Source organism: Microbacterium sp. NPDC059771, assembly GCF_042732495.1.
Lineage (GTDB): Bacteria > Actinomycetota > Actinomycetes > Actinomycetales > Microbacteriaceae > Microbacterium > Microbacterium sufflavum.
Genome location: NZ_JBHWHK010000001.1, coordinates 1,885,933 through 1,909,767, shown reverse-complemented (window position 1 = coordinate 1,909,767; position 23,835 = coordinate 1,885,933). Strand labels below are relative to the sequence as shown.

22 protein-coding genes are annotated in these 23,835 nt (G+C 70.8%); 5 read left to right on the top strand and 17 right to left on the bottom strand.

Going from position 1 to position 23,835, the window contains the following annotated elements:
• Nucleotides 1-59 precede the first annotated feature (59 nt).
• Nucleotides 60-1,058 (top strand): isopenicillin N synthase family oxygenase, encoded by a 999-nt coding sequence (locus ACFV3I_RS09020; protein ID WP_206251380.1) that lies wholly within the window; start codon nucleotides 60-62, stop codon nucleotides 1,056-1,058.
• A gap of 6 nt (nucleotides 1,059-1,064) precedes the next feature.
• On the opposite strand, the gene ACFV3I_RS09015 is transcribed toward ACFV3I_RS09020, so the two are convergent.
• From ACFV3I_RS09015 to rpsO, 3 genes are all read right to left on the bottom strand, one after another.
• Complete coding sequence (locus tag ACFV3I_RS09015) at nucleotides 1,065-1,394, bottom strand: transcriptional regulator (RefSeq protein ID WP_136035069.1); 330 nt, start codon at nucleotides 1,392-1,394, stop codon at nucleotides 1,065-1,067.
• Nucleotides 1,387-2,256: a hypothetical protein gene (locus ACFV3I_RS09010; RefSeq protein ID WP_136035071.1), complete on the bottom strand. Its 870-nt coding sequence runs from the start codon at nucleotides 2,254-2,256 to the stop codon at nucleotides 1,387-1,389. Before ACFV3I_RS09010 ends, ACFV3I_RS09015 begins: the two co-directional genes overlap by 8 nt.
• Nucleotides 2,257-2,425: 169 nt before the next feature.
• Complete coding sequence (gene rpsO / locus ACFV3I_RS09005) at nucleotides 2,426-2,695, bottom strand: 30S ribosomal protein S15 (protein WP_055993247.1); 270 nt, start codon at nucleotides 2,693-2,695, stop codon at nucleotides 2,426-2,428.
• Between the two features lie 184 nt (nucleotides 2,696-2,879).
• Between rpsO and ACFV3I_RS09000 the strand changes: the two genes are divergently transcribed.
• Nucleotides 2,880-4,172, top strand: coding sequence for an MFS transporter (locus ACFV3I_RS09000; protein ID WP_378822731.1), 1,293 nt, complete (start codon nucleotides 2,880-2,882; stop codon nucleotides 4,170-4,172).
• Nucleotides 4,173-4,203: 31 nt separating this feature from the next.
• On the opposite strand, the gene ACFV3I_RS08995 is transcribed toward ACFV3I_RS09000, so the two are convergent.
• From ACFV3I_RS08995 to ACFV3I_RS08985, 3 genes are all read right to left on the bottom strand, one after another.
• Complete coding sequence (locus tag ACFV3I_RS08995) at nucleotides 4,204-4,758, bottom strand: YceI family protein (RefSeq protein ID WP_136035076.1); 555 nt, start codon at nucleotides 4,756-4,758, stop codon at nucleotides 4,204-4,206.
• Between the two features lie 178 nt (nucleotides 4,759-4,936).
• Nucleotides 4,937-5,305, bottom strand: a complete 369-nt coding sequence (locus ACFV3I_RS08990) for an FKBP-type peptidyl-prolyl cis-trans isomerase (RefSeq protein WP_136035078.1) — start codon at nucleotides 5,303-5,305, stop codon at nucleotides 4,937-4,939.
• A gap of 205 nt (nucleotides 5,306-5,510) precedes the next feature.
• Complete coding sequence (locus tag ACFV3I_RS08985) at nucleotides 5,511-6,812, bottom strand: PrsW family intramembrane metalloprotease (protein WP_240745440.1); 1,302 nt, start codon at nucleotides 6,810-6,812, stop codon at nucleotides 5,511-5,513.
• An 89-nt stretch (nucleotides 6,813-6,901) separates the two neighbouring features.
• Between ACFV3I_RS08985 and ACFV3I_RS08980 the strand changes: the two genes are divergently transcribed.
• Nucleotides 6,902-7,771 (top strand): fumarylacetoacetate hydrolase family protein, encoded by an 870-nt coding sequence (locus ACFV3I_RS08980; RefSeq protein WP_247638671.1) that lies wholly within the window; start codon nucleotides 6,902-6,904, stop codon nucleotides 7,769-7,771.
• 60 nt (nucleotides 7,772-7,831) lie between these two features.
• On the opposite strand, the gene ACFV3I_RS08975 is transcribed toward ACFV3I_RS08980, so the two are convergent.
• Genes ACFV3I_RS08975 through ACFV3I_RS08960 form a run of 4 tightly spaced genes read right to left on the bottom strand, consistent with a single transcriptional unit; the run spans nucleotide 7,832 to nucleotide 12,071 of the window.
• A complete protein-coding gene (locus ACFV3I_RS08975; RefSeq protein ID WP_136035081.1) occupies nucleotides 7,832-9,292 on the bottom strand; it encodes an aspartate ammonia-lyase in 1,461 nt (486 codons plus the stop codon).
• Between the two features lie 51 nt (nucleotides 9,293-9,343).
• The gene (locus tag ACFV3I_RS08970; RefSeq protein WP_136035084.1) at nucleotides 9,344-10,273 is read right to left on the bottom strand and encodes a phosphodiesterase; all 930 of its coding nucleotides are present in this window, start codon (nucleotides 10,271-10,273) and stop codon (nucleotides 9,344-9,346) included.
• Nucleotides 10,274-10,332: 59 nt separating this feature from the next.
• Nucleotides 10,333-10,668, bottom strand: coding sequence for a peptidase (locus tag ACFV3I_RS08965; protein ID WP_136045664.1), 336 nt, complete (start codon nucleotides 10,666-10,668; stop codon nucleotides 10,333-10,335).
• A complete protein-coding gene (locus ACFV3I_RS08960) occupies nucleotides 10,665-12,071 on the bottom strand; it encodes an inorganic phosphate transporter (protein ID WP_136045665.1) in 1,407 nt (468 codons plus the stop codon). Before ACFV3I_RS08960 ends, ACFV3I_RS08965 begins: the two co-directional genes overlap by 4 nt.
• Nucleotides 12,072-12,223: 152 nt before the next feature.
• On the opposite strand from ACFV3I_RS08960, the gene ACFV3I_RS08955 reads away from it, so the two are divergent.
• Nucleotides 12,224-14,323, top strand: a complete 2,100-nt coding sequence (locus ACFV3I_RS08955) for a S9 family peptidase (protein ID WP_206251386.1) — start codon at nucleotides 12,224-12,226, stop codon at nucleotides 14,321-14,323.
• Between the two features lie 11 nt (nucleotides 14,324-14,334).
• Here ACFV3I_RS08955 and ACFV3I_RS08950 read toward each other — a convergent pair whose 3' ends face one another.
• The 6 genes from ACFV3I_RS08950 to truB form a co-directional block, all read right to left on the bottom strand.
• A complete protein-coding gene (locus ACFV3I_RS08950; RefSeq protein ID WP_136035092.1) occupies nucleotides 14,335-15,363 on the bottom strand; it encodes a 6-phosphofructokinase in 1,029 nt (342 codons plus the stop codon).
• A gap of 209 nt (nucleotides 15,364-15,572) precedes the next feature.
• The gene (locus tag ACFV3I_RS08945; RefSeq protein ID WP_136037264.1) at nucleotides 15,573-17,717 is read right to left on the bottom strand and encodes a DEAD/DEAH box helicase; all 2,145 of its coding nucleotides are present in this window, start codon (nucleotides 17,715-17,717) and stop codon (nucleotides 15,573-15,575) included.
• Nucleotides 17,718-17,926: 209 nt separating this feature from the next.
• The gene (locus tag ACFV3I_RS08940) at nucleotides 17,927-18,877 is read right to left on the bottom strand and encodes a bifunctional riboflavin kinase/FAD synthetase (RefSeq protein WP_136035096.1); all 951 of its coding nucleotides are present in this window, start codon (nucleotides 18,875-18,877) and stop codon (nucleotides 17,927-17,929) included.
• Nucleotides 18,874-19,311, bottom strand: coding sequence for a hypothetical protein (locus ACFV3I_RS08935; RefSeq protein ID WP_205812769.1), 438 nt, complete (start codon nucleotides 19,309-19,311; stop codon nucleotides 18,874-18,876). Before ACFV3I_RS08935 ends, ACFV3I_RS08940 begins: the two co-directional genes overlap by 4 nt.
• 56 nt (nucleotides 19,312-19,367) lie before the next feature.
• Complete coding sequence (locus tag ACFV3I_RS08930) at nucleotides 19,368-19,736, bottom strand: hypothetical protein (protein ID WP_136035100.1); 369 nt, start codon at nucleotides 19,734-19,736, stop codon at nucleotides 19,368-19,370.
• Complete coding sequence (gene truB / locus ACFV3I_RS08925; RefSeq protein WP_378822730.1) at nucleotides 19,733-20,626, bottom strand: tRNA pseudouridine(55) synthase TruB; 894 nt, start codon at nucleotides 20,624-20,626, stop codon at nucleotides 19,733-19,735. Before truB ends, ACFV3I_RS08930 begins: the two co-directional genes overlap by 4 nt.
• Nucleotides 20,627-20,768: 142 nt before the next feature.
• Here truB and ACFV3I_RS08920 point away from each other — a divergent pair, with 142 nt between their 5' ends.
• The gene (locus tag ACFV3I_RS08920; protein WP_247638884.1) at nucleotides 20,769-21,635 is read left to right on the top strand and encodes an A/G-specific adenine glycosylase; all 867 of its coding nucleotides are present in this window, start codon (nucleotides 20,769-20,771) and stop codon (nucleotides 21,633-21,635) included.
• A 7-nt stretch (nucleotides 21,636-21,642) separates the two neighbouring features.
• On the opposite strand, the gene ACFV3I_RS08915 is transcribed toward ACFV3I_RS08920, so the two are convergent.
• Nucleotides 21,643-23,778: a LuxR C-terminal-related transcriptional regulator gene (locus tag ACFV3I_RS08915; protein ID WP_378822729.1), complete on the bottom strand. Its 2,136-nt coding sequence runs from the start codon at nucleotides 23,776-23,778 to the stop codon at nucleotides 21,643-21,645.
• Nucleotides 23,779-23,835: the final 57 nt, after the last annotated feature.

The window sequence follows — 23,835 nt, the reverse complement described above, 5'->3', positions numbered from 1 at the left end:
CCGAGTAACGCGACGCAACACTCGCCCGCGGTCCGAGAACCTCGACATACCCTCGGTCCATGGCTGAACTCTCGCTCCCGATCCTTGACCTCTCCCAGCTCGACCAGGGCCCCGAGGCCGCGGCGCGGTTCCGCGACGAGCTGCGTGCCGCGACCCACGACGTCGGCTTCTTCTACCTCACCGGCACCGGCGTCTCTCCCGAGCTGGAGGCGCGCCTGCACCGCGCCGCACTCGACTTCTTCGCCCTCCCCGAAGAGGACAAGCTCGCGATCGAGAACGTCAACAGCCCCCACTTCCGCGGCTACACCCGAGTCGGCGGCGAGCGGACCCAGGGCAAGGTCGACTGGCGCGAGCAGATCGACATCGGCCCGGAGCGCGAGCCCGTGAGCGACGGCCCCGCCTTCAACCGCCTGATCGGCCCGAACCTGTGGCCAGCGGCCCAGCCCGAGCTCCAGGCCGTGGTCGCGGAGTGGCACGACTCCCTGACAGAGATCGCACGCAAACTCCTGCGCGCCTGGGCTGTCACTCTCGGCGCGGACGAGACCTACTTCGACGAGACGTTCCGCGATCCGTCGACCCTGATCAAGATCGTGCGATACCCGGGCACGGACGAGCCGGAACCACAGCAGGGCGTCGGAGCGCACAAGGACTCCGGTGTGCTGACGCTGTTGTGGGTCGAGCCCGGAAAGGGGGGCCTCCAGGTCGAGCGTGACGGCGAGTGGGTCTCGGCTCCCCCGGTGTCCAGCGCATTCGTCGTCAACATCGGAGAGTTGCTGGAGTATGCCACCGGCGGCTACCTCAAGGCAACGAACCACCGCGTGATCTCACCGCGGGCACCCGAGGAGCGCATCTCGATCCCGTTCTTCTTCAACCCCGCACTCGATCAGCAGCTCCCGCTGCTCGAGCTCCCCGCCGACCTCGCCGCTCAGGCGACCGGGGTCACCGATGACCCGGGAAATCCGATCCACGCGACCTACGGCGAGAACGCGCTTAAGTCCCGGCTTCGTGCGCACCCCGATGTCGCGGCGATCCATCACCCCGACCTCGTGACCGTCTGACGGGCGTCACAGTTCCTGCCCGGCACCGAGGGCCACGATCTCACGCAGTGCCTGAAGGTGCGCGGCGAAGGCATCGCGCCCTGCCTTCGTCGAACGCACCCAGGTGCGCGAGCGCCCCCCGACCGCGCCCTTGCGCGCGACCACGTACCCGGCGGCCTGCAGGTGCGCGATCGCCTTGCTCAGGGGCGAGTCGCCGCACTGCAGCATCTCCCGCAGGGCCGCGAAGTCGAGTTCCATCCCGTCGCCCAGTCCGGCCATGAGGGAGAACCGGATGGGCGAGGCAAAGTTGTCGTCCAGCCGCGTGCGCGGGTGTGGGACAGACGCGGGCTCACGCACGTTCGCCGTGCCCCGCGACGAAGGAGACCGCCACGAAGGACGCGAGCACGCCGGCGCCCGCGCACACGCCGACGAGTCCTGCGTTGCCGAGCGATCCGGATCCCAGGACGATGCCGACGGGCATGCAGGCGGCGATGAAGAAGACAGTGATGTGCGGCCAGCGCCAGGACGCGCCGACTGCGGGTAGACCGAAGTCTGAGGCGGAGGCGGCGATCCACCCCACGAGGCACAGCATCACGAGCAGGGTGATGATGCTCCTCAGCACGTCGTCCGGCGATCCTGCGAGCATCGTCAGCACGGCGAACGCGACGCCTATGAGGACGGTGCCCCATCGAAGCCGGTGCGGCAACGAACGGGGAGCCGGACGGGGACGACCCAGGTCGCCCGCAGCCCGTATGAGCCGCGCGACGCCATGCCCTCCGACTCCGACGAGCACCGTGACTGCCGGGATGAGCACCACCCCGACAGGAAGTCGCGTATCGAGAGCAGCGAAGCCGAACACCACGAGCGCACCGATGATGATCGCTGCGCCGCCGACCAGCAGCGGCCACCGCGAACGCGTCATCCGCCACTGCATGCCCGTGCGCTGCGCCATCCCCGTGGACAGCTGTCCCCAGACCAGAAGGGTGAACAGCACGATCTGCGACGCCAGCACGTCGTCTCGCCGGAGAACAAGCGCGAAGGCGACGAAATACGCAGCCATGACCACGGCGTTGCCGATCTGCAGCCGGGCGAGAGCACGTCGGTCGACTGCATGTTCGCGGCGGTCCACCACCGCCTCCGCCGCCTCGAGGTACCGCCGGGCCGTCTCCGAGTCCGGGGGCACCAGAGCGTCCTGGCCTGCGATCGGTTTCTGCTCCATGGCGACTTCCCCGCTTTCCACTTGGAAAGCTCCATGACTTTCCTATCGGAAAGTTGCACGGGTGGCAACCAGAGCTACAACACATCTGCACACGACGAAGGCCGCCCCACACCGTGGGGCGGCCTTCTCAAGAATGTTCTGCGCGATTGAACGCTGGGTTCGCTCTGCCTTATCGGCGGAGTCCGAGACGCTCGATCAGCGAACGGTAACGCTCGATGTCGATGTCCTGGAGGTAGCCGAGCAGACGACGGCGCTGACCCACGAGCAGGAACAGACCACGACGCGAGTGGTGGTCGTGCTTGTGCTCCTTGAGGTGCTCGGTGAGGTCCTTGATGCGCTGCGTCAGCATTGCGACCTGCACCTCGGGGGATCCGGTGTCACCGGGGTGCGTCGCGTACTCTTCGATGATCGCCTTCTTGACGTCTGCTTCCAGTGCCATAGATTCGATCCCCTCTCTGCTTGTTGCGCGGCGCCCGACGCCTGATGCGTGAGCTCTCTTTATCCGCGGCCGATCGAACGGCAACCTGACGAGTCTACCAGCCCGGGCGAGCCCCGAGCGACACGGCCGACCAGCGCTCCCGCGCACTCCACTACGCTCGAGGAGTGCGGGAGAGGTGCGTGGCGTGAACGCGGGACGAGGACATCTGATCGACCTGACGCCGCTGCGGATCAGCCCCGCTTTCGCACGCATGTGGATCGGCTCGACGCTCGCGGGCATCGGCGGCCAGCTCACGATCGTCACGGTGATGCTGCACGTGTTCGCGCTCACCGGGAGCACGTTCGCGGTGTCGATGATCGCGGTGGCCGGGCTCCTGCCGATGGTCCTGGCCGGCCTGTACGGCGGCATGCTCGCCGACGCCTTCGATCGCCGTCGCGTCGCCCTCATCGCCGCCACCGTGACGTTCGCCTCCATCGCTCTCCTCGCGGCGCTCACGTGGACCGGCGCCGAGACGATCTGGTGGCTGTATGCGCTGAGCATGATCAACTCGGCCGCCAACTCGGTCGGCATGGCCACGCGCACGGCGATCGTCCCCCGCCTCATCCCTCGTGAACAGCTCGCCGCGGCGTCAGCGCTCAACGGTGTCGCCTTCGGGCTGACGGTCATGGCCGGTCCTGCCCTGGCCGGCCTGCTGGTCGCCCTCACGGGCTACGGCTGGACCTACTCGATCGACGTCGTGCTGATGCTGTCGATGTTCCTCGGCCTATGGACACTGCCGTCGGTGCGGCCGGAAGGCGAGATCGTCCGCCCCGGTCTCGCCTCGCTCGTCGACGGCTGGCGCTTCCTCCGCCGCGCGAGCAACATCCGGATGCAGTACGTCGTCGACATCGTCGCGATGACCTTCGGCCAGCCCCTCGTCCTCTTCCCCGCACTGGGCACGCTGCTGCTGGGCGGCGGCGCGGTCACCACCGGCATCCTCACCGCAGCTGTGGCGGTGGGCACCTTCGCCTCGAGCCTGTTCTCGGGCCGGGTCGTGCAGTACCGCTGGCACGGTCGCGGGATCGCACGCGCGGTCGAGGCCTATGGCGCATCGATCCTGCTGTTCGGTGTGGTGCTGCTCGTGGGCGCCTTCTCCTCCCCCGCCGACGAGGACACACCCCACGTCGGACTGATCATCGCCGCCTGCGTGGCCCTCGCGCTGTCCGGCGCCTCCGACAACGTCAGCTCGATCTACCGCAACACGATGATGCAGGCGGCCGTGCCGGACACCATGCGCGGACGCCTGCAGGGGCTGTTCATCGTGGTGGTCGCCGGGGGCCCGCGCATCGGCGCCCTCTACGCCGGCACGCTCGCCACGCTCACGACGCTGTGGTTCCCTCCCCTGCTCGGCGGGATCCTGGTGATCGCGCTGGTCGCGCTGATCGCCGGGCGCAACCGCCGCTTCCGCTCCTATGACGCAGAGAACCCCGAGCCCTGACGGACCCGGGGTTCCTGAAGCCGTGCGGTGATCAGTCCTGCTGCAGCGCTCCCTGCAGGTCGAGGTTGATCGTGACGTCCTTGCCCACGAGCACGCCGCCGGTCTCGAGCGCCGCGTTCCAGGTGAGGCCGAAGTCCTCGCGGTTGATGACCGTCTTCGCCGAGGCGCCCGCCTTGTAGTTGCCCCACGGGTCGCTGCCGAAGCCGCCGAAGTCGAGCTCGAACGTGACCGGCTTCGTGATGCCGCGGATCGTGAGGTCGCCGTCGACCAGCAGGTCGCCGCCCTCGACGCGCGCACCGGTCGACACGAACTCCATCGTGGGGTAGTTCTCGGTGTCGAAGAAGTCCGCCGAGCGGAGGTGCTGGTCGCGGCCCTCGTCCTTCGTGTCCACCGACGTCACGTCGACGCTCGCCTCGACCTTGGCCTCGAGCGGGTTCTCCGGAGCCACGAGCGTCGCGCTCTTCACGCCGAACGTGCCGCGCACCTTCGAGATCATCATGTGACGGACGCTGAAGGTGACCTCGCTGTGCGCGGGGTCGAGGACCCAGGTGCCGGGGCGGTAGCCGGGGATGTCGATGCTGGTCATGGGTTTCTCCTCGGAGAATCGGCCGCGCGGAGGCGGCGTACGGACAGGGCCGCGATCGCGGCGTCCTCCAGCCCAACCTACATTCACGCGAATGTATTCCCGTGCATGCACACGCGTTCCGGAAAGACAGAACGCCCCTCCTGGCGAGAGGAGAGGCGCTCGAGATGTCGCGTCGGGATCAGCCCACGGCGACGAGGTCGATGATGAAGATCAGCGTCTTGCCGGACAGGAAGTGTCCGCCGCCGACCGGACCGTAGGCCAGGTGCGGCGGGATGATCAGCTCGCGGCGTCCGCCGACCTTCATGCCGGGAATGCCGTCCTGCCAGCCCTGGATCAGGCCGCGCAGCGGGAACTGGATGGTCTCGCCACGGCCCCACGAGGAGTCGAACTCCTCGCCGGACTCGAACTCCACACCGGCGTAGTGGACGGTCACCGTGTCACCGGGCTTGGCCTCGGCACCATCACCCTCGATGATGTCGCGGATGACCAGCTCTGCGGGGGCAGGAGCGGTCGGGGCGTCGAACTCGGGCTTCGTGCGATCAGTCATGGCTCCATCCAAGCGGACCCGCGCGCGCCCGGTCAACGCGACGGGACCTGCTCACAGCGAACACCTCGACCGGGCGGGTGGCCTCGCGCCCTGCCCCTTGACACGTCCGAGGGGCCGGGTGCACCCTGGTGGCAGATCAACTCAGCGCCCGGGAGACATGCAGGCATCGCCGCAGCACCGGGCGCTGAGTCTTGCTCAGGGCGGATCAGTAGGCCAGCAGCGCGGCCCTCGTCGCGCGCGTGCGGATCAGCAGCGCCCGCTCGTCCTCGACCGCCAGCGGGTCGCGGCCGGTGATCGCCCGCTGCCGCACCGCCGCCAGCGCCGTCGCGTCCTTGATGAACTCGCGCATGAGCGGACGACGGTCGCCGCGCAGCTGCGCCGCCCACGTCAATCCCGCCTTGCGACCGGACGGCGTCGCCAGCATCGTGACCTCCTCCGGCGTGAACCAGCCCGCAGCGGCGTACTCGGCGAGCCGGGCTCGCGTGAGCCGCGCCTCCTCCCGCCGCAGCGCGATGATGCCCAGGATGAAGCCGATGAACAGCGGGACCTGCAGCGTGAAGTAGAGGCCGAAGAAGTCCGCGAAGGTCGCCGAGCCGTTCCACAGCGCGTGCAGGAAGACCGCGCCGAACCACCCGAGCAGTCCCGCGCCGAGGGCCGCCCCGGCGGAGGCGTGCCGGCGCGCGACGAGGCCGATCGCGAACCCCGTCAGCGACGTGAACATGGCGTGCGCGAAGGGCGACAGCAGCGCGCGCACCACGAACGTGGCGCCGAGCTGCTCGCCGCCACCCTCGATCAGGCTGACCGCGAAGTACTGGATGTTCTCGGTGAACGCGAACCCGGCCCCCACCAGCGCGCCGTACACCACGCCGTCGACCGGACCGTCAAACGAGCGGCGGGCGAGCAGGAAGACCAGGAACACCCCGAGGCCCTTCCAGAACTCCTCCACGATCGGCGCCTGTACGACCGCCGCCACCGCCTCCGGCACCGGGCCGAGCAGGATCGTCATCCCGACGTCGACCAGGAGAGTGAGGCCGACCGCCGCCACCGCGCCCCACGCGATCGCGAAGATCACGAGACGCTTCGGCTCCGGCTCCCATCGGTCGATCATCCGCACCCCGAGGAACACGATCGCCAGGGGGATCAGCGCGAGAACGAGCCCCACGGCCGACGCCGTCGGCCCCAGCGCCCAGCCGAAGTAGCCGATCAGCGCCAGGAGCAGGAACCCGAGGAAGGCGAACAGCCACAGCGAGACCGTCCTGCCCTTCTTCGTGGTCACCGGCAGGGCGGGCAGCGACTCCGCCGGCGACGGCGCGACGGGCGCCGGCGGGGTGTACGGCGTCGGCTGCGCCAGTGCGGACGCGTAGCCGGGCTGCTGCCCGTAGGTCGCCGGCAGATAGGGCGACTGCGCATACTGGGCCGCGGAGTACGCCGACGGTGCGGGCTGCTGGGCGGGCGGCGGCGTGTATCGCCCGGGCTGCTGGGGGTCGGCCGGTCCTCCGAAAGTCATAGCCAAAGCTTATGGGGCACAAGCAATACCGCCCGGGTCTGGTCGAGTCCTCCATCCGCCCCGCCGCAGCCACCCGGTAGCGTAGAACCATGCGGTTCGCTCATCTGCGCCGTCCCGACTCCCCCCGCGCGGTCCTCGCCGTGGTGGACGACACGGACGCCATCCTCGTCTCCGATCTCCTGTCCGACGCTCCTGCCACACTGCAGCAGCTGATCGAGAGGGGTGACGTCGCCCTCGACGAGCTGCGCACCGCCCTGGCCGACGGCACCGCTCCGCGTCACCCGCTGGGTGACTGGAGCTTCGACTCCGCCGTGCTCGCCCCGCCCGCCGTGCTCGCGGTCGGCCTCAACTACGCCGCGCACTCCAGCGAGCTCGGACTCAAGACCGACGCCGCGCCCACGGTGTTCACACTGTGGCCCAACTCCCTCACCGGGCACGATCACGTCACCTCCTGGCCGCGCAGCCTCAGCGAAGCCGTCGACTACGAGGCCGAGCTCGGCGTGCTGATCGGCACCCCCGCGAAAGACGTGAGCGAAGCCGACGCACTGTCGCACGTATGGGGATACACCGTGGTGAACGACATCACCGCGCGGAACATCCAGTTCTCCGAGGCGCAGTGGTCGCGCTGCAAGTCGTTCGACGGCTTCACGCCCACCGGTCCCTTCGCGGTCACGGCCGACGAGGTGCCCGATCCGCAGGACCTCCACATCTGGACGGTCGTCGACGGGCACACGGTGCAGGACGCGAGCACCGACCAGATGGTGCGCTCGGTCGCGAAGCTGATCGCGCATCTGTCGCAGTCGCTCACGCTGCTGCCCGGGACGCTCATCTCCACCGGCAGCCCCGGCGGTGCGGGCTACTCGCGCGACCCGCAGATCTTCCTCCGCGACCACTCGACGGTCACGGTCGGCATCGACGGGATCGGCGAGCTCACCACGCACTGCCGCATCCTCGACTGACACCGGACACGCGGAAGGGGACGGGAGCCGCGGCTCCCGTCCCCTTCGGCGTGCAGCGGGTCAGATCTGGATGAGGTCGTCGGGCGTGACGATCGGGATGGCCGCCGTCACGGCCTCCAGGCCCGACAGGCGCGCGGGCGAGAGCTGCTTGGTCACCTCGTCGCGCGACATGAGGCCCGCCTCGACCACCAGATCGGCGACGTTGCGGTTGGTCAGCAGCGCGGTCTTCGCGAGCGCGGCCGCGGCGGCGTAGCCGATGAAGGGGGTGAGCGCCGTGATCACGCCGACCGACGCGCCCACCATCGCGCCGAGGCGGTCGCGGTTGGCGGTGATGCCCTCGACGCAGTTCACGCGCAGGGTCCACATGGCCTGACGCATCCAGGTGATGGACTGGAAGATCGAGTGCGCGATGACCGGCTCGAACGCGTTGAGCTGCAGCTGTCCGCCCTCGACCGCCATGGTCACCGTGGTGTCCGCGCCGACGACGGCGAACGCGACCTGGTTCACGACCTCGGGGATCACCGGGTTCACCTTGCCCGGCATGATGCTCGAGCCGGCCTGGCGGGCGGGGAGGTTGATCTCGCCGAGGCCCGCCTGCGGACCCGACGAGAGCAGGCGCAGGTCGTTGCAGATCTTCGAGAGCTTGATGGCGTTGCGCTTGAGCGACGACGAGAACGACATGAAGGCGCCGGTGTCGCTCGTGGACTCCACGAGGTCGGTCGCCGTCTCCAGGTCGAGCCCCGTGATCTCGCGCAGGTGCTTGAGCACGGCCGGCGCGTAGTCGACGTGCGTGGTGATGCCGGTACCGATCGCCGTGGCGCCCATGTTGATCTCGAACATGAGCGAGGCGTTCTCGGTGAGACGGCTGTGGTCCTCCCCCAGCGTCGTGGCGAAGCCGTGGAACTCCTGGCCGAGCGTCATCGGCACCGCGTCCTGCAGCTGGGTGCGCCCGACCTTGAGGATGTCGTGGAACTCGCTCGCCTTGCCCAGGAACGCGATGCGCAGGGCGTCGAGCTCGTCGAGCAGCGACCGCAACGTGAGCGACAGCCCGATCTTGACCGCCGTCGGGTACACGTCGTTGGTGGACTGGCTGCGGTTGGTGTGGTCGATCGGCGAGAGGAACGCGTAGTCGCCCTTCTCGCGTCCGGCCATCTCGAGCGCGATGTTGGTGATGACCTCGTTCGCGTTCATGTTGGTCGAGGTGCCGGCACCGCCCTGGATGACGCCGACGGTGAACTGCTCGTGGAACTCGCCGTCGATCACCCGCTGCGCCGCGCGGTCGATCAGGTCGGCACGCTCGGCATCGAGCACGCCGATCTCCTTGTTCGCCCGCGCACTGGCCTGCTTGACCATCGCCAGAGCGATCACCAGGTCGGGGTACACGGAGATCGGCCGCTTGGAGATCGGGAAGTTCGCGTCGGCGCGGGCCGTGTGGATCCCCCAGTAGGCGTCGACGGGGATCTCCATGCTCCCCAGCGAATCGGTCTCGGTACGTGTAAGTGCAGGCGCGGCAGAAGCCATGTCACATCCTCGTGGGTCGTGGCGAATGGAAAAGTGGGGGATGCGACCAGTCTACGCCGGTCGGCGCGGCGGTTTCCGGGAGAACGCGTCGAGCCGCTGCTCCGGCGTGAGGGCGGCCATCCGCTCCAGCCACTCGGAGGAGAAGAAGTCGCCCGTGGGAGCGTCGACCACCGGGACGACGGTGTGGGTGATCGTGTCGGGATACACATGCACGAGCTGGAACGACTGCGCCGCGTCCATGCCGTTCACGTCGGGTGCCGGCCGGGCGACGTTCATCGTGTAGCAGGTCGCCGAGGCCACGCTCACCGGGACGCCGGCGAACACCCCGTGCGAGGAGTAGTGCAGGTGTCCCGCGAGGATCCCCCGCACGTCGGTGCCGCGGATCACCTCCGCGAGCTCGTCCTGGTGGCGCAGCTCGAGGATGTCGAACAGCGGCAGGTGGCTCGGCAGCGGCGGGTGGTGCATCGCCAGCAGCGTGCCGTGCGGCGCCGGCTCCGCGAGCAGTCCGGCCAGCCACTCGAGCTGACCGGGGTCGAGGTCTCCGTGGTGCCATCCGGGGACACTCGTGTCGAGCGCGATGAGCCGCAGTCCGTCCAGCTCCCACACGCCCGTCACCGGCTCCTCCGTCGGCTCCCGGTCGAGAAGCTCACGGCGCAGCGCGGGGCGTTCGTCGTGGTTGCCCGCGACCCACACGATCGGTGTGCCCCGGTCCGCGGCGACCGGCTCGAGCGCGGCTCGCAGTCGCCGGTACGCGTCGGGCTCACCGAGGTCTGCGAGGTCGCCCGTGACCACGATGGCTGCAGGCGCCGGATGCACGGCGCGGATCGCCGCGAGGGTGCGATCGAACGAGGCCTGCACGTCGTAGCTCCCGCCGAGCAGTGCCCCTCCCGCGAGGAAGTGCGGGTCGCTCACGTGGATCAGGACGTGGGAGGCCGGGTCGTGCCTGCCGAAGACGTACGGGGTTCCGGGTGCCGCGGACATGACCTCAGCCTAGGGTCACGCCCCGACGCCGGGTCCGGACGCGCCAGGGCCGCGGGGTCTCAGTGTCCGAGGACGAGGAGGAGGATGCCGCCGATGACCGCCGCACCGCACAGCACGAAGCACGCGTAGGCACCCACGAGCGCGAGAGTCTTCTGTCCCTCGGTGAGCGGGCTCTTCTTCGCCGCCTTGGCCGCCTGCTTGGCCGCGCGCTTGAGTTCCTTCTCGGAGATCACGGTGATCGCGTCGGTGAACTCGGCGGGGCTCACGACGGGGGCCCGGCCGCTGCGGACCAGGAGCCGCAGTCCCAGCGCGTAGAAGGTGACGATGGCAGCAGCGCCGATGAGGGCGGCGGCGAACACCTGGAAGAACGCGAGCCAGTCGATCGTGACGCTCATGCCGAGTCCCCGTTCCGCGTGATCGTGGCCTCGTCGGCGGCCGACTCCGGTGCCGGGGCCGGGGGCGGGGCGACGGGTGCAGCGCCGGTCTTCGCCGCCTTGGCACCGGCCTTGGCCTCCGCCTTCTTCTTGGCCTTGTTCTTCGCCTCGGCCTTCGCGCGGTCCTTGGCCTCGGCACGCGCCTTGGCCTCGGCCTTCGCGCGCTCGATGCGCTGCTGACGGCGCGTGGGCGGGGGCGTGTCCGGCAGCTCGATCGCGAGACCCGACTCCGCCACATCGCTCATCGCGTTCGCGTGCGTGACCGCGTTGCGCCGCGAACGCAGGAACAGGCCCAGGATGATCGCGAGCGCAAGGACCGCATCGATCGCGACGCCCCAGGGGCCGAGCCACACGACCAGCAGGGCCGCGAGGGCGCCGACACCGCCGGCGGCCGGCAGCGTCAGCAGCCAGCCGACGCCGATGCGTCCGGCCGTCCGCCACCGCACGGTCGAGCCGCGGCGACCCAGCCCCGAGCCGATGACCGAGCCGGACGCCACCTGGGTCGTGGAGAGCGCGAAGCCCAGCGCGCTGGACGCGAGGATCGTGGCCGCGGTCGAACTCTCGGCGGAGAAGCCCTGCGCCGGCTTGACATCGGTCAGCCCCTTGCCGAGCGTGCGGATGATGCGCCACCCGCCGAGGTACGTGCCGAGCGCGATCGTGAAGGCGCACGCGACGATCACCCACAGCTCGGGCTCGTGGTGGGCTCCCGACTGCCAGCCGATCGTGATCATGGCCAGGGTGATGACACCCATGGTCTTCTGCGCGTCGTTCGTGCCGTGCGCCAGCGCGACCAGCGAGGACGTGAAGATCTGACCCCAGCGGAAGCCGTCGCGTCCGTCCGGCTTGCCGTCGTAGCGGCGCGTGACCGAGTACGCGATCTTGGTGGCCGCGAACGCGATGATGCCCGCCGTGATCGGGGCGATCAGCGCGGGGAGCACGATCTTCGACAGCACTGCGCCGAAGTCGATGCCGCCGAGGCCCGCGCCGACGAGCGTGGCGCCGATCAGGCCGCCGAACAGCGCGTGCGAGGAGCTCGACGGCAGGCCGAGCAGCCAGGTGAGCATGTTCCACGTGATCGCACCGATGAGTCCGGCGAAGATGAGCGACAGGAACAGTTGCGCCCCCGCCTCGAGGATCGCATCCTCGCGGATGATGCCGCCCGAGATGGTCTTCGACACCTCCGTGGACAGGAAGGCACCGACGAGGTTGAGCACGGCGGCCAGCAGCACCGCGGTCTTGGGCTTCAGGGCACCGGTCGCGATGGGAGTGGCCATCGCGTTGGCGGTGTCGTGAAAGCCGTTCGTGAAGTCGAAGAAGAGTGCCAGCGCGATGACGAGCACAACAATGAGGGCTGCGGTTTCCACCGTTCGCTTTCGGTCTTGAGGAAAGGGAATGTCGACGGGATCGACGTGACGAACGAAGAGTTCACCGTGGGTTTGACTTCCGTTTACCGGCCCCGGTAAATCCTCCCACCGTCCCCCGTGCCGGTCAACTCGACCTGGGATAGCGTGGAGCGGTGACTGACGCCCCGATCGCCGCCCGCCGTCCGACGTTCCGCACGCACCACGGGGACACCGTGGAAGACCCCTACGAATGGCTGCGCGAGAAGGACTCCCCCGAGGTCATCGCTCATCTCGAGGCCGAGAACGCCCACACCGAGGCCGAGACCGCCCACCTGGCCGGACTGCGCGAGACCCTGTTCCAGGAGATCAAGGGCCGCGTGCAGGAGACGGATCTGTCGGTGCCGACCCGCCGCGGCGACTGGTGGTACTACAGCCGCACCGAGGAGGGCGCGCAGTACGCGATCCACTGCCGCGCGGCCGCGGAACCCGACGACTGGACTCCCCCGCGCCTGGAGCCCGGCGTCCCGGTGCCCGGCGAGGTCGTGCTGCTGGACGGCAACGCCGAGGCGGAGGGCCACGAGTTCTTCTCGCTCGGAGCCTTCGACACCACGGATGACGCGACGAAGCTCCTGTGGTCCACCGACTTCGAGGGCGACGAGCTCTACACCGTGCGCGTACGCGATCTCGCGACGGGCACCACGCTCGACGACGAGATCCCGAACACCGGCAGCGCCTTCTTCACCCCCGACGGCACGGGGGTGCTCTACACCACGCGCGACGAGGCCTGGCGCCCGGACACCCTGTGGCTGCACCGCCTCGGCACCCCCGTCGCGGACGACGTGCGGCTGTTCCACGAGCCGGACGAGAAGTTCTGGCTCGGCGCCGGGATCACCCGCAGCCGCCGGTACCTCGTGATCGCGGTCGGGTCGAGCATCACGAGCGAGGAGCGCCTGGTCGACCTGTCCGGCGACATCACCGCGGAGCCGCAGCTGGTGTGGCCGCGTCGCGAGGGTGTGGAGTACTCGCTGGAGCACGCCGTGGTCGACGGCGAGGACCGACTGCTGATCCTGCACAACGACGGCGCCCTGGACTTCGAGCTCGTGTCGGTGACCGTCGCGGACCCGCAGGGCGAGCGACGCGTGATCCTCCCCCACGAGCCGGGACGGCGACTCCTCGGGGTCGATGCGTTCCGGGACTTCGCCACCGTGGAGTACCGCAGCGAGGGGCTCGAACGGGTCGGCCTGCTCGACTACGCGACCGATGCGGTCGAGGAGCTCCGCTTCGACGAGCCGCTCTACTCCGCCGGCGTGAGCGGCAACCCCGAGTGGCACGCCCCCTTCCTCCGGCTCGGCTACACCTCCTTCGTGACGCCAGGCACGGTGTACGAGCTCGACCTCGCCACGCGCGAGCTCGTGCTGCGCAAGCAGGTGGCCGTCCTGGGCGGCTATGAGCCCTCCGCCTACGGCCAGCGCCGCGAGTGGGCGACCGCGGAAGACGGCACCCGCGTGCCGATCTCGCTCGTCTGGAAGCGGTCGTTCGGGGAGCCGGGTGCCGAGGCGCGCCCCGTGCACCTGTACGGCTACGGCTCGTACGAGCACTCGATCGACCCGGGATTCTCCGTGGCGCGGCTGTCGGAGCTCGACCGCGGCGTGGTCTTCGCGGTCGCCCACGTGCGCGGCGGCGGCGAGATGGGACGGCAGTGGTACGAGGAGGGGAAGCTGCTGCACAAGCGCAACACCTTCACGGACTTCGTCGCGTGCGCACGGCACCTGGTCGCGGAGGGCACGACGACGCCCGCGCAGCTGGTCGCCGAGGGCGGCAGTGCGGGCGGCCTGCTGATGGGCGCGGTCGCGAACCTGGCCCCCGAGCTGTTCGCCGGAGTGCTCGCCGGGGTGCCGTTCGTCGACGCCCTGACCACGATCCTCGACCCGTCGCTTCCCCTCACCGTGATCGAGTGGGACGAGTGGGGCGACCCGCTGCACGACGCAGAGGTGTACGCCTACATGAAGTCGTACACGCCGTACGAGAACGTGCGCGAGGGTGTGCACTACCCGCGGATCCTCGCCGTGACGTCGCTCAACGACACGCGAGTGCTGTACGTCGAGCCGGCCAAGTGGGTGGCCCGGCTCCGCGAGGCCGGGGCGACCGACGTGCTCCTCAAGTGCGAGATGGTCGCCGGGCACGGGGGCGTGAGCGGGCGCTACAACTCCTGGCGTGAGCGCGCGTTCGAGCTCGCCTGGCTGCTCGACACGCTCGGCCTCGCCGACGCCTGAGCCGCGGCGGGTCAGCCGAACAGCGCGGCGGCCTCGTCGTAGCGGTAGCGCGGCACCGTGTTCAGCTCGCCCAGCGCATCCGCGAAGGGCACGCGCACGATGTCGGTGCCCTGCATCGCCACCATCTGGCCCCAGGCGCCGTCGACGATCGCGTCGGCGGCGTGCAGGCCCAGGCGCGTTGCCAGCACGCGATCGAACGCCGAGGGCGAGCCGCCGCGCTGGATGTGCCCCAGGATCGTGGCGCGGGTCTCGATGCCGGTGATCCGCTCGATCTCCGGGGCCAGCAGGTCGCCGATCCCGCCGAGGCGCGGGCGGTTGAAGGCGTCGAGGCCCTTGTCGCTGTAGGCCTCCTCCATGCCCGTGAGCGTGAAGCCCTCCGACACCACGACCAGCGGAGCGCGGCCGCGGTCGTGTGCCCGCGTGACCAGCTCGGTGATCTCGTCGATGGACATGGGGACCTCGGGGATGCAGATCACGTGGGCACCGGCGGCCATGCCGGCGTGCAGCGCGATCCAGCCGACGTGACGGCCCATGACCTCGGCGACCATGCACCGCTGGTGAGAGTCGCCGGTCGTCCGCAGACGGTCCATGGCGTCGGTCGCGATGTTCACCGCGGTGTCGAAACCGAACGAGTAGTCGGTGGCGCGCAGGTCGTTGTCGATCGTCTTCGGGACGCCGAGCACCTTGATGCCGTCCTTCGCGAGCCGATCGGCCGCGGCCAGGGTGCCCTCGCCGCCGATCGCCACGATGCCGTCGATCTTGTGACCGTAGAGCGTCTTGGCGATGTTCTCGGCGCCGCCGCGCTCACCCTCGTACGGGTTGGTGCGGCTCGTGCCGAGGATCGTGCCGCCCACCTTCGACAGACCCTTCACCTCGTGCCGGGTGAGGGGCATGAAGTCGCCCTCGACGACCCCGCGCCAGCCGTCGCGGATGCCGACGAACTCCAGGTCGTAGGTGGTGGTGCCCTTGAGCACGATGCCGCGGATGACCGCGTTGAGTCCGGGGCAGTCGCCGCCGCTCGTCAGGATGCCGATCTTCATGCTGCTGCCTTCGGAGGTTCGAGTGTCGGGAGGGGGAAAGGCGACGGTGCCTGGGATCGACCCTAGCGGCACGCCGCCCTCCGCCGCCATTCGGACGCGTCGAAAAACCAGGATCTTGACGCGTCCGCCCCGCGGAATCCGCGAACTTCGCGATTGGAGCCCGATCCGAGGCGAATCCGGCGTTAAGAACTCGCGTTCTTAGCGGAGGCTCAGCTCCCGCCGAGGGCCTCGCGCAGCAGGTGCATGAGGGCCGCCAGCTGCACCGACTCGCTCGCCGCCTCCTCGGTCGCCTCGCCGTCCAGCGCCCTGGCCGCGAGGCCCTGCTTCTGGTCGATGAGCTCCGCGATCTTGGTGTCGATCGTGTGCGCGGCGATGATGCGCCACGCCGTCACCGGCTCGTCCTGCCCGATGCGGTGCACGCGGTCGATGGCCTGCGTCTGCTCGGCCGCCGTCCACGAGAGCTCGGCGAGCACGACGTTCGACGCGGCCTGGAGGTTGAGCCCCACACCGGCGGCCGTCAGCGAGCACACCGCGATGCCCACGTCCGGGTCGCCGTTGAAGTCGTCGATCGCCTGCTGACGCACGGTCGTGGTCTGATCGCCGCGGATCGACACCGCGCGGATGCCCGCGGCGGCGAAGTGCGCCTCCGCCTGGTCCATGACGTCGATGTGCTTCGCGAAGAACACGACCTTGCCGACCGACCGCTGCAGCTGCGCCGCGTAGTCGGCCGCGAGCGGCGCCTTTGCCTGACCGATGCGGCGCACCATCGTGAAGACGTTGTCGCCTCCGGTGCCCGCGGCCTTCGACTCCTCGAGCTCGTTCTGAGCGACCAGGCGCACGATGTCGTCGTCGATCTCGCCGGGAAGGAGCCCGCGATCGCCCCGTGCCTCGATGATGCGGCGGTAGCGCGCGGCCAGCCGCTCCCCCAGCTCGCGCTCGGCCTGACGGATGCTGCGCCCGAACTCGTCGTCGAGCTGCACCGGCAGATCTGCGACGAGCTTGTCCGGGAGGTCGGCCGCGACGTCCTTCTTCTTGCGGCGCACGATACCCATCGAGATCACCGCGTCCCGCGCTTCGGGATAGAACGCCTTGTCGGCGGGCGTGAACCCGGTCGCGTCGAGCTTCTCCATGAGCGCCGGTCCCGGCTTCTCGCCGTTCGTCCACCCGAGGAAGCGCCAGATGGCGTCGAAGTCCTCGACGTCGTTGATCAGCGGGGTACCCGTGAGCGCGAGCATCAGCGGGTCGTGTCCCGGCGTGCGCTCACGCACCTGCGCGGCCAGCGACAGCACGTTCTGGGAGCGCTGCGACGACAGGTTCTTGATGAAGTGCGCCTCGTCGACGACCATGCCCCGCAGACCGATGGTCGCGAGCCACGACAGGTGACGATCGAGGATCTCGTAGTTGACGATGAACACGTCGGCGAACGCGTCGATGTCGTCGCCGTCGCCCTGGATGACGGTCGCGCGGCGCTGCGGCGTCCACCGCTCCACCTCGCGCGCCCAGTTCATCTTCACCACGTTCGGCACCACGGCGAGCAGCGGGTAGGCGCCTGCGACGGATGCCGCCAGCACCGACTGCGCGGTCTTGCCCAGACCCGGCTCATCCGCGAGCAGGAAGCTGCGGTGCCCCGCGCGCACCGCCTCGAGGAAGCGCGACTGGTGCACCATCACGTCGAGGCCCTTGGGCGACACGTGGTCGAACTCGGGCGCGGGCGGAAGCTCCATCGAGGCTGCCGCACCGCCGGCGCCGGTCTCGAACGCCTTGTACAGCGGCCCCATCAGCTCCCAGCCGTCGAGGCGGCGCCGGGGCGTGCTGGCCGGGCGCGGCGTGAGGTCGGGCGCGAGGAAGGGGTTGGCGAGCTGGCGCGACTCCACGGACGGCGGCGTCACCTGACGTTCGGCGATCGCGGCCGGCACCACGGGGGCCTGCACGGGCGCCTGGTCCGCGATGATGAGCTCCTCGGGCGGCAGCTCGGCGCCCGACTCCAGCAGCCAGTCGCGGCGCATGCGCTTGGCGACGGGCGACGTGGCCTGGTCGGCCTCCAGCAGCTGGATGAGCGAGGTGTCGCGCGCGGCCGTCTTGGCGAGGATCGTGGCGACGCCGTCCAGACGCTTGAGCAGCTCGGTGCGCGCGGCGTCGGTGATCTCGGTGTCGGCCTTGACCCGCGCGCGCTCCTCACGCACCAGGAACGCGATGACCTGGAACTTCGTGCGGTTCGTCGGGCCCAGCTTGCCGCGCTGGGACTTCGCCTCGATCTCGCGCACCTTGCGCGCGAGGATCGGGATGAGGGGTGCCTCGTCGTCGCGACGGGACGTCTTCTTGCGCCGCGTGGCGGCGGTTGCCGTGGTCGGCATGCTCCTCCTGAGCCTGAAGGGCCCGGCGCCCCCAGGGAGCCGATGGCCGTTCTCGTCGTCCGCGTGTGGCGTGAGCCAGGACCGTGCGGACCGTGGATCGTCTCCCTCCGGCGCTCACGGCGGTGCGCGGGTCGGCGGGAGCCTGCTCCCATTCTATGTCATCGGGCCGACCGCCCGCGGAACCGCGCGCCGGAATCGCGGTGCAGCGGTCAGGACTCCACGCCGAGGATCGCCGCAGCCTGCGCCACATCGGCCGCCATCTGCGACATGAGCTTCTCGATGCCCTCGAACGCCACCATGCCGCGCAACCGCTCCACGAACTCCACCGTCACGTCGTGCCCGTAGAGGTCGAGCCCCGTCTCCCCCAGCACGTGCGCCTCGACCTGGCGGACCAGCACGTCGTCGAACGTGGGGTTCGTGCCGACGGAGATCGCGGACGGATGCCGGATGCCGGTGTCGTGGTCGACCAGCCAGCCGGCGTAGATGCCGTCCGCGGGGACGAACGCGTCGACGATGGTCGAGAGGTTGGCGGTGGGGAACCCCAGCTCGCGGCCGCGCTTGAGGCCGTGCACGACCTCGCCGCGCACATCGGGAGAGCGCCCCAGCACCCGCGCGGCGCCCGCGACGTCGCCGTCCACGAGCAGCTCGCGGATCCAGCTCGACGACACGCGCCGCGACGACCCCTCGAGGTACACGTCCTCGACCACCTCGACCGTGAAGCCGTAGCGGGGGCCCAGCTCGCGCAGCAGCTCGGGTGTGCCTGCTCCGCGGTGCCCGAACCGGAAGTCCGCGCCGACGAACACGGTCGACACCTGCAGCGCGCCCACCAGGATGTCCACCACGAAGTCCTCCGCCGAGCGGGCGGCGAGCTCCTCGTCGAAGGTCAGCATCAGGGTCGCGTCGAGGCCCAGCTCGCCGAGCAGCTCGAGCTTGCGCTCCACCGTGACGACGTTCTCGGGGCACCGGTCGGGGCGCAGGACCGCGAGCGGGTTGCGGTCGAAGGTGACGGCGACCGCCCGGCTCCCCGTGGCGGCCGCGGTGTCCTTCAGCCGCTGGATCACGGCGCGGTGCCCTCGATGCACCCCGTCGAACTTGCCGATGGCGACCGCGCTGGGTCCGAAGCCGTCCGGCACCTCCTCCGGACTGCGGAACACGATCACGCGACGGCCTCCACCGGGCGTTCCACCGCGACGGGGCGGTGCGTGCGCAGCCACCAGATGCCGAAGACGGGAAGCACCAGCGGCACGAAGAGGTAGCCGCGGCCGAACAGCGACCACACGGTCTCGTGCTGGAACAGCGCGGGAAGCAGGATGCTCAGCACCCCGACGACGAGAACGCCGGTGAGCTCGAATACGATCGCGACCCACGCCACGGTGTACCACCCGCGACGCCGGGCGAAGATCAGCGCCAGTGTCGCGAGGATGTAGACGAGCGCGGCGACGGCGGACAGCGTGTACGCGAGCGGCGCCTCATCGAACCGGCGCACGATCTGCACGAAGCTGCGCCCCGTGGCAGCCAGCGCCATGACGGCGTAGACGATCACGAGGACGCGACCGATTCCGGTCATCCGGGTGGAGGGGGCGGTGGAGCTCATAGCGCATTCCATCCTAGAGCCGCGGCGGGACGCCGGACTCCGCGGGGCTCCCGCCGTCAGGCGACCTGGACGGTCCAGATGGCCTGCATGCGCCACAGCATGACCGCGATCGCGAGCGCCGCGACGCCCAGCACGACCGTGCTCCAGCGGCTGCGCTCCATCAGGGCCCACAGCACGGCGCCGATCGGCAGCAGCACGGCGGAGACCAGATACACCCAGTACTCGAGGAGATCGCCCGTGGGCGGGTTCCCCGCGAGCGGGGCGACGATCGCGACGACGACCTGCCCGATCAGCAGCAGCTCGACGAGTGCGAGCGCGCCGACCGAGAAGTCGCTCGGCCGGCGCCCCGCGAGACCGGCCACCAGGCAGAAGACGCCGGCGGCGACCGCCACCGCGATCTGCACGATCGTGAACCACAGGATCATCGGACGGCCTCCGGCATGTTCATGGCGCTCTTGACGTCGGCGCCGCGTCTCTCGACGATGCCGACCAGCACGTCGTCCTGATCGATCGCCGCGACGAGGGCGCCGGAGAGTCGATCGGCCTGGCCCACCAGGCGTTTCCCGTGCCGCAGGTCCCTCGCCTCATCCGCCGAGACCGCGAGCACCGGGAGGATGCGGGACGCCGCCTGCGCCGGGGTCAGCGTCGGCGCGCCCTCCAGCTCGTCGACGCCCACCGCGTCCGCCGCGTCGAAGGGGCCGACCCTGGTCCGCCGCAGGGCCGTCAGATGGCCCCCGACCCCGAGCGCGGCACCGAGGTCGCGGGCCAGGGAGCGGATGTAGGTGCCGGACGAGCAGTCCACGATCACGTCCAGGTCGATGTGGTCCTCGCCGCGACGGCTGGCGAGCACGTCGAACCGGCTGACGGAGACCTCGCGGGCCGCGAGCACGACCTCCTCCCCCGCGCGCACCCGGTCGTAGGCGCGACGTCCGTCGACCTTGATGGCCGACACCGCGCTGGGCACCTGGGAGATCTCCCCCGTCAGCGCGGCGACGCCGGCAGCGATCGCGTCGTCGGTGACGGTCGACCACGCCGCAGACTCGGCGACGGTGAGCGTGTCACCCTCGGCGTCGTCCGTGGTCGTGGTGGCGCCGAGCCGGATCGTGGCCAGGTAGGTCTTGTCGGCACCCACGACGTAGGTGAGCAGCCGCGTCGCACCCTCGATGCCGATCACCAGCAGCCCGGTCGCCATCGGGTCGAGCGTGCCGGCGTGACCCACCTTGCGGGTGCCGAAGGCCCGCCGCGTGCGGGCGACCACGTCGTGACTGGTGAGCCCGCCGGCCTTGTCGACGAGGAGGATGCCGGAGGGGACCATCCCTCCAGCCTACCGACGCGTGGTGCGCCGTCCGTGCGTCAGCCGCGCACCTCGTACGACGGCTCCGTCCCTCGGCCCGGTCCTCCCGATCCCGCTCGCCTAGGCTGGCGGGGTGCCCGTTCCGCCGTCTTCCCCCACGACGATGCCGAACCTGACGTCATGGTATCGATCGGCCGCCCGCGACCTGCCGTGGCGGCGCCGCGAGTTCCACGACGGCTTCGGCGCCTGGGGCGTGCTGGTCAGCGAGTTCATGCTGCAGCAGACCCCCGCCACCCGGGTCATCCCGCATCTGGACGCCTGGCTGACGCGGTGGCCGACCCCCGCGGCGATGGCCGAGGCGACGACCGCCGAGGTCGTGCAGCAGTGGGCCAACCTCGGCTACCCGCGCCGTGCCCTGTGGCTCCACCGCGCCGCGATCGAGGTCGTCGAGCGGCACGGAGGTGTCGTGCCGCGTGACGTCGACGCGCTCCTGGCCCTCTCCGGCATCGGCGACTACACGGCACGAGCGGTCGCGGTGTTCTCGTACGGTGATCGGCACCCGGTCGTCGATACCAACACCCGACGCGTGCTGGCCAGGGCGGTCGAGGGGCGCGCACACCCGGCGCCGCCGTCCCGGCGCGACCTCGCCCTCATGGACGCGCTGCTGCCGGACGACGACGTGGAGGCCGCGCTCTTCAACGCGGCGACCATGGAGCTGGGCGCCACGATCTGCACGGCTCGGGCACCGCGCTGCGAGGTGTGCCCGATCGCCGAGCAGTGCGCCTGGCTGGCGGCCGGTCGACCGGACACCGGCGACGCTCGACGCCGCCAGGCCGCCTACGAGGGATCGGACCGTCAGGCCCGCGGCACGGTGCTGCGCCTCCTCCGCGACGCCGCCCCCGACGCCGTCCCCCTGGCCGCGGTGATCCCGGAGTGGCCCGACGCCCGACAGCGCGACCGGGCGATCGACTCCCTCATCGCGGACGGCCTCGCCGAGACCGACGGCGAAGGGCTCACGCTCCCCCGGTGACCCCGGATCAGAGGTGACGCTCGGTGCGGTGGGCGAGAGCCGTGAGCTCGACACGGTTGCGCACCTCCAGCTTCGCGAACACGCGCCCGAGGTGCACCTCCACGGTCCGCACCGACACGCTCAGCTCTCGACCGATCTCGCGGTTGCCCGCGCCACGAACGGCCAGCATCGCGACGTCGAGCTCACGGGCGGTGAGCCGCCGCCTCCACACGCTGCGGCACACCGAGAGCCGCTCCGGCGCGGGGACGAGCTGCGCCGCCGTGGTGTCGAGCCGATCGATCCTGTCCCTGGCCGCCCGCGCCCACGCGTCCGCACCCGCCGCCTCGAACAGCCGCTCCGCCCGCTGCAGGTGCATCCGTGCGGCGAGATGGTCGTCACGCACCGCGTGCTGCAGACCCAGCACGAGCTCGACGCGCGCCCGCGCGAACGGGGAGCGCAGCGTGCGCGCCGTCTCCCGCACGTCGTCTCGCTCCGACGGCCAGCTCCCCGCCGACGCCGCCAGGAGGCGCACCCGGAGGTCGCGTGCCGCCGCGAGGTCCGGAGGTGTGACGGGCCCGGATGCCGCGCGCTGCACCTGCGCCGCGACAGCCACCTCCTCGAGCCCGGGAACACCGAGCACCGGCTCCGGAGCCCCGCCGTCGCGCCAGAGCTCCACCGCCGCCCCCGCCGCGTCCACCGCGCCCGCCAGGAAGGCCTCGATCCCGCTGTCGACCAACCCGTCGACGCCTCCCCCTACCGGAAGCACGGCCGTGAGGGCGTGGGCGACCGGTCCGATCTCCCCCCGCACGGCGAGATCGAGCCGCCGCGCGAGGACGACCCCCAGTCCCGCGAACGGAAGCGCGACCGGGAGCTCGACCGCGGCGCGGAGCAGCCGCTCCCGCGCCGCGCCGATGTCACCACGCCACACCAGCAGCAGCGTCTCGGCCACCGCCCGATAGGCGCGCACGAGCGGACTGCGCTCGAGCCCCGGCACCAGATGGTCCGGTGCGAGATCGGCCAGGGGCGAGTCGTCGCGCAGCAGGCGCAGCCCCTGCTCGATGTCACCGCGAGCCGCGAGTCGGAGCGCCCGGAGCAGGGTTCCGCACAGCGGCCCCTCACCCTCTCCGACGCCGACCTCGCTGTCCCCCGCGAGAAGCCAGCACAGGGCGACGACGGGCTCCCGCAGCTCGGTCTCGGCCCCGACGACCGCGGCTCCCTCGCGCACCGCGTCGAGCCACAGGCGCATCGGGGCCCGGTCTCCTCGTTCCGCGCACAGCAGCGCCGCGAGCCCGGCCGCTCTCGTCCAGTCGCGCCACGCCGCCCGACCCTTCGCGCTCCGCGGTCGGAACAGCGCGGGATCGACATCCGGCATCGCGCCCAGCACGAACGTCTGCGCCACCAGCAGTCCCCCGAGCGCCCGTCCCCGGAGCCGCGCCGACGCGCGGGGATACAGGCTGCCGAGATCGTGCACGGCATCCCCGGCGAGCCCCGCGCCGACGGCCGCGAGTCCGGCGAGCAGCATCGCCCCGTCCCGCCGGTGGCCCGACACGTGCGCCGCGGCCTCCCGGGCGAGAGCCAGCGCGCGCTCCTCCCGTCCGGCGCCGAGCAGTCTCCGCGCCGCACCGACCAGCGTCCGTGCGGCCGCGGGGTCGCCGGTCAACGACGCGCGCGCCCGATGCCACGCGGCTGCGTCCTCATCGCCGAGGGCCGCGTGCAGTCCCGCCAGCCGGGAATGCACCTCCGCCGTCCGCGCCGAGGTCGACAGCGCCTGAATCCACACCGAGTGGCGCGGGTCGGACAGTCGCACCCGGCCCGCATGGATCACGAGCAGTGCGCCGACCGGGGAGGCCGCCAGCTCCCGCGCCGACCGGCCGTCGAACGCGACCAGGGTGCCGAGGTCGTCGCCGCTGCGCAGTGTCTGCGCGAGCAGCAGCGTGCGGTCACGCTCCGAGAGCTCGAGCTCCGCGAAGGCACGCTCGACCGCGGGCGTCAGGGGCAGGGGTGAGGGCAGCGCGCGCCGTCCCAGCCGCTGGTCCGGCGTCAGCCGCTCCGCGACCTCGACGACGCTCGGCGGATCGGCGGCGAGACGCGCGGCCAGTCGCGCCACCACGTGCGGCGCGCAGACCAGTTCGCGCGCGAGAAGATCGCGGAGCAGCAGCTCCACGATCGCGGGCGCGACGACACCGCCGTCGCTCGATACCGTCGCTGGAATGCCGATCCC

Coding starts and splice junctions, on each gene's coding strand:
- ACFV3I_RS08985 (WP_240745440.1), bottom strand. CDS start 6,812: ATGACTTTCGGAGGACCGGCCGACCCCCAGCAGCCCGGGCGATACACG.
- ACFV3I_RS08930 (WP_136035100.1), bottom strand. CDS start 19,736: ATGATCCTGTGGTTCACGATCGTGCAGATCGCGGTGGCGGTCGCCGCC.
- ACFV3I_RS08950 (WP_136035092.1), bottom strand. CDS start 15,363: ATGAAGATCGGCATCCTGACGAGCGGCGGCGACTGCCCCGGACTCAAC.
- truB (WP_378822730.1), bottom strand. CDS start 20,626: ATGGTCCCCTCCGGCATCCTCCTCGTCGACAAGGCCGGCGGGCTCACC.
- ACFV3I_RS08920 (WP_247638884.1), top strand. CDS start 20,769: ATGCCGAACCTGACGTCATGGTATCGATCGGCCGCCCGCGACCTGCCG.
- ACFV3I_RS08970 (WP_136035084.1), bottom strand. CDS start 10,273: ATGTCCGCGGCACCCGGAACCCCGTACGTCTTCGGCAGGCACGACCCG.
- ACFV3I_RS08990 (WP_136035078.1), bottom strand. CDS start 5,305: ATGACTGATCGCACGAAGCCCGAGTTCGACGCCCCGACCGCTCCTGCC.
- ACFV3I_RS08975 (WP_136035081.1), bottom strand. CDS start 9,292: ATGGCTTCTGCCGCGCCTGCACTTACACGTACCGAGACCGATTCGCTG.
- ACFV3I_RS08995 (WP_136035076.1), bottom strand. CDS start 4,758: ATGACCAGCATCGACATCCCCGGCTACCGCCCCGGCACCTGGGTCCTC.
- rpsO (WP_055993247.1), bottom strand. CDS start 2,695: ATGGCACTGGAAGCAGACGTCAAGAAGGCGATCATCGAAGAGTACGCG.
- ACFV3I_RS08945 (WP_136037264.1), bottom strand. CDS start 17,717: ATGCCGACCACGGCAACCGCCGCCACGCGGCGCAAGAAGACGTCCCGT.
- ACFV3I_RS09010 (WP_136035071.1), bottom strand. CDS start 2,256: ATGGAGCAGAAACCGATCGCAGGCCAGGACGCTCTGGTGCCCCCGGAC.
- ACFV3I_RS08965 (WP_136045664.1), bottom strand. CDS start 10,668: ATGAGCGTCACGATCGACTGGCTCGCGTTCTTCCAGGTGTTCGCCGCC.
- ACFV3I_RS08935 (WP_205812769.1), bottom strand. CDS start 19,311: ATGAGCTCCACCGCCCCCTCCACCCGGATGACCGGAATCGGTCGCGTC.
- ACFV3I_RS08980 (WP_247638671.1), top strand. CDS start 6,902: ATGCGGTTCGCTCATCTGCGCCGTCCCGACTCCCCCCGCGCGGTCCTC.
- ACFV3I_RS09020 (WP_206251380.1), top strand. CDS start 60: ATGGCTGAACTCTCGCTCCCGATCCTTGACCTCTCCCAGCTCGACCAG.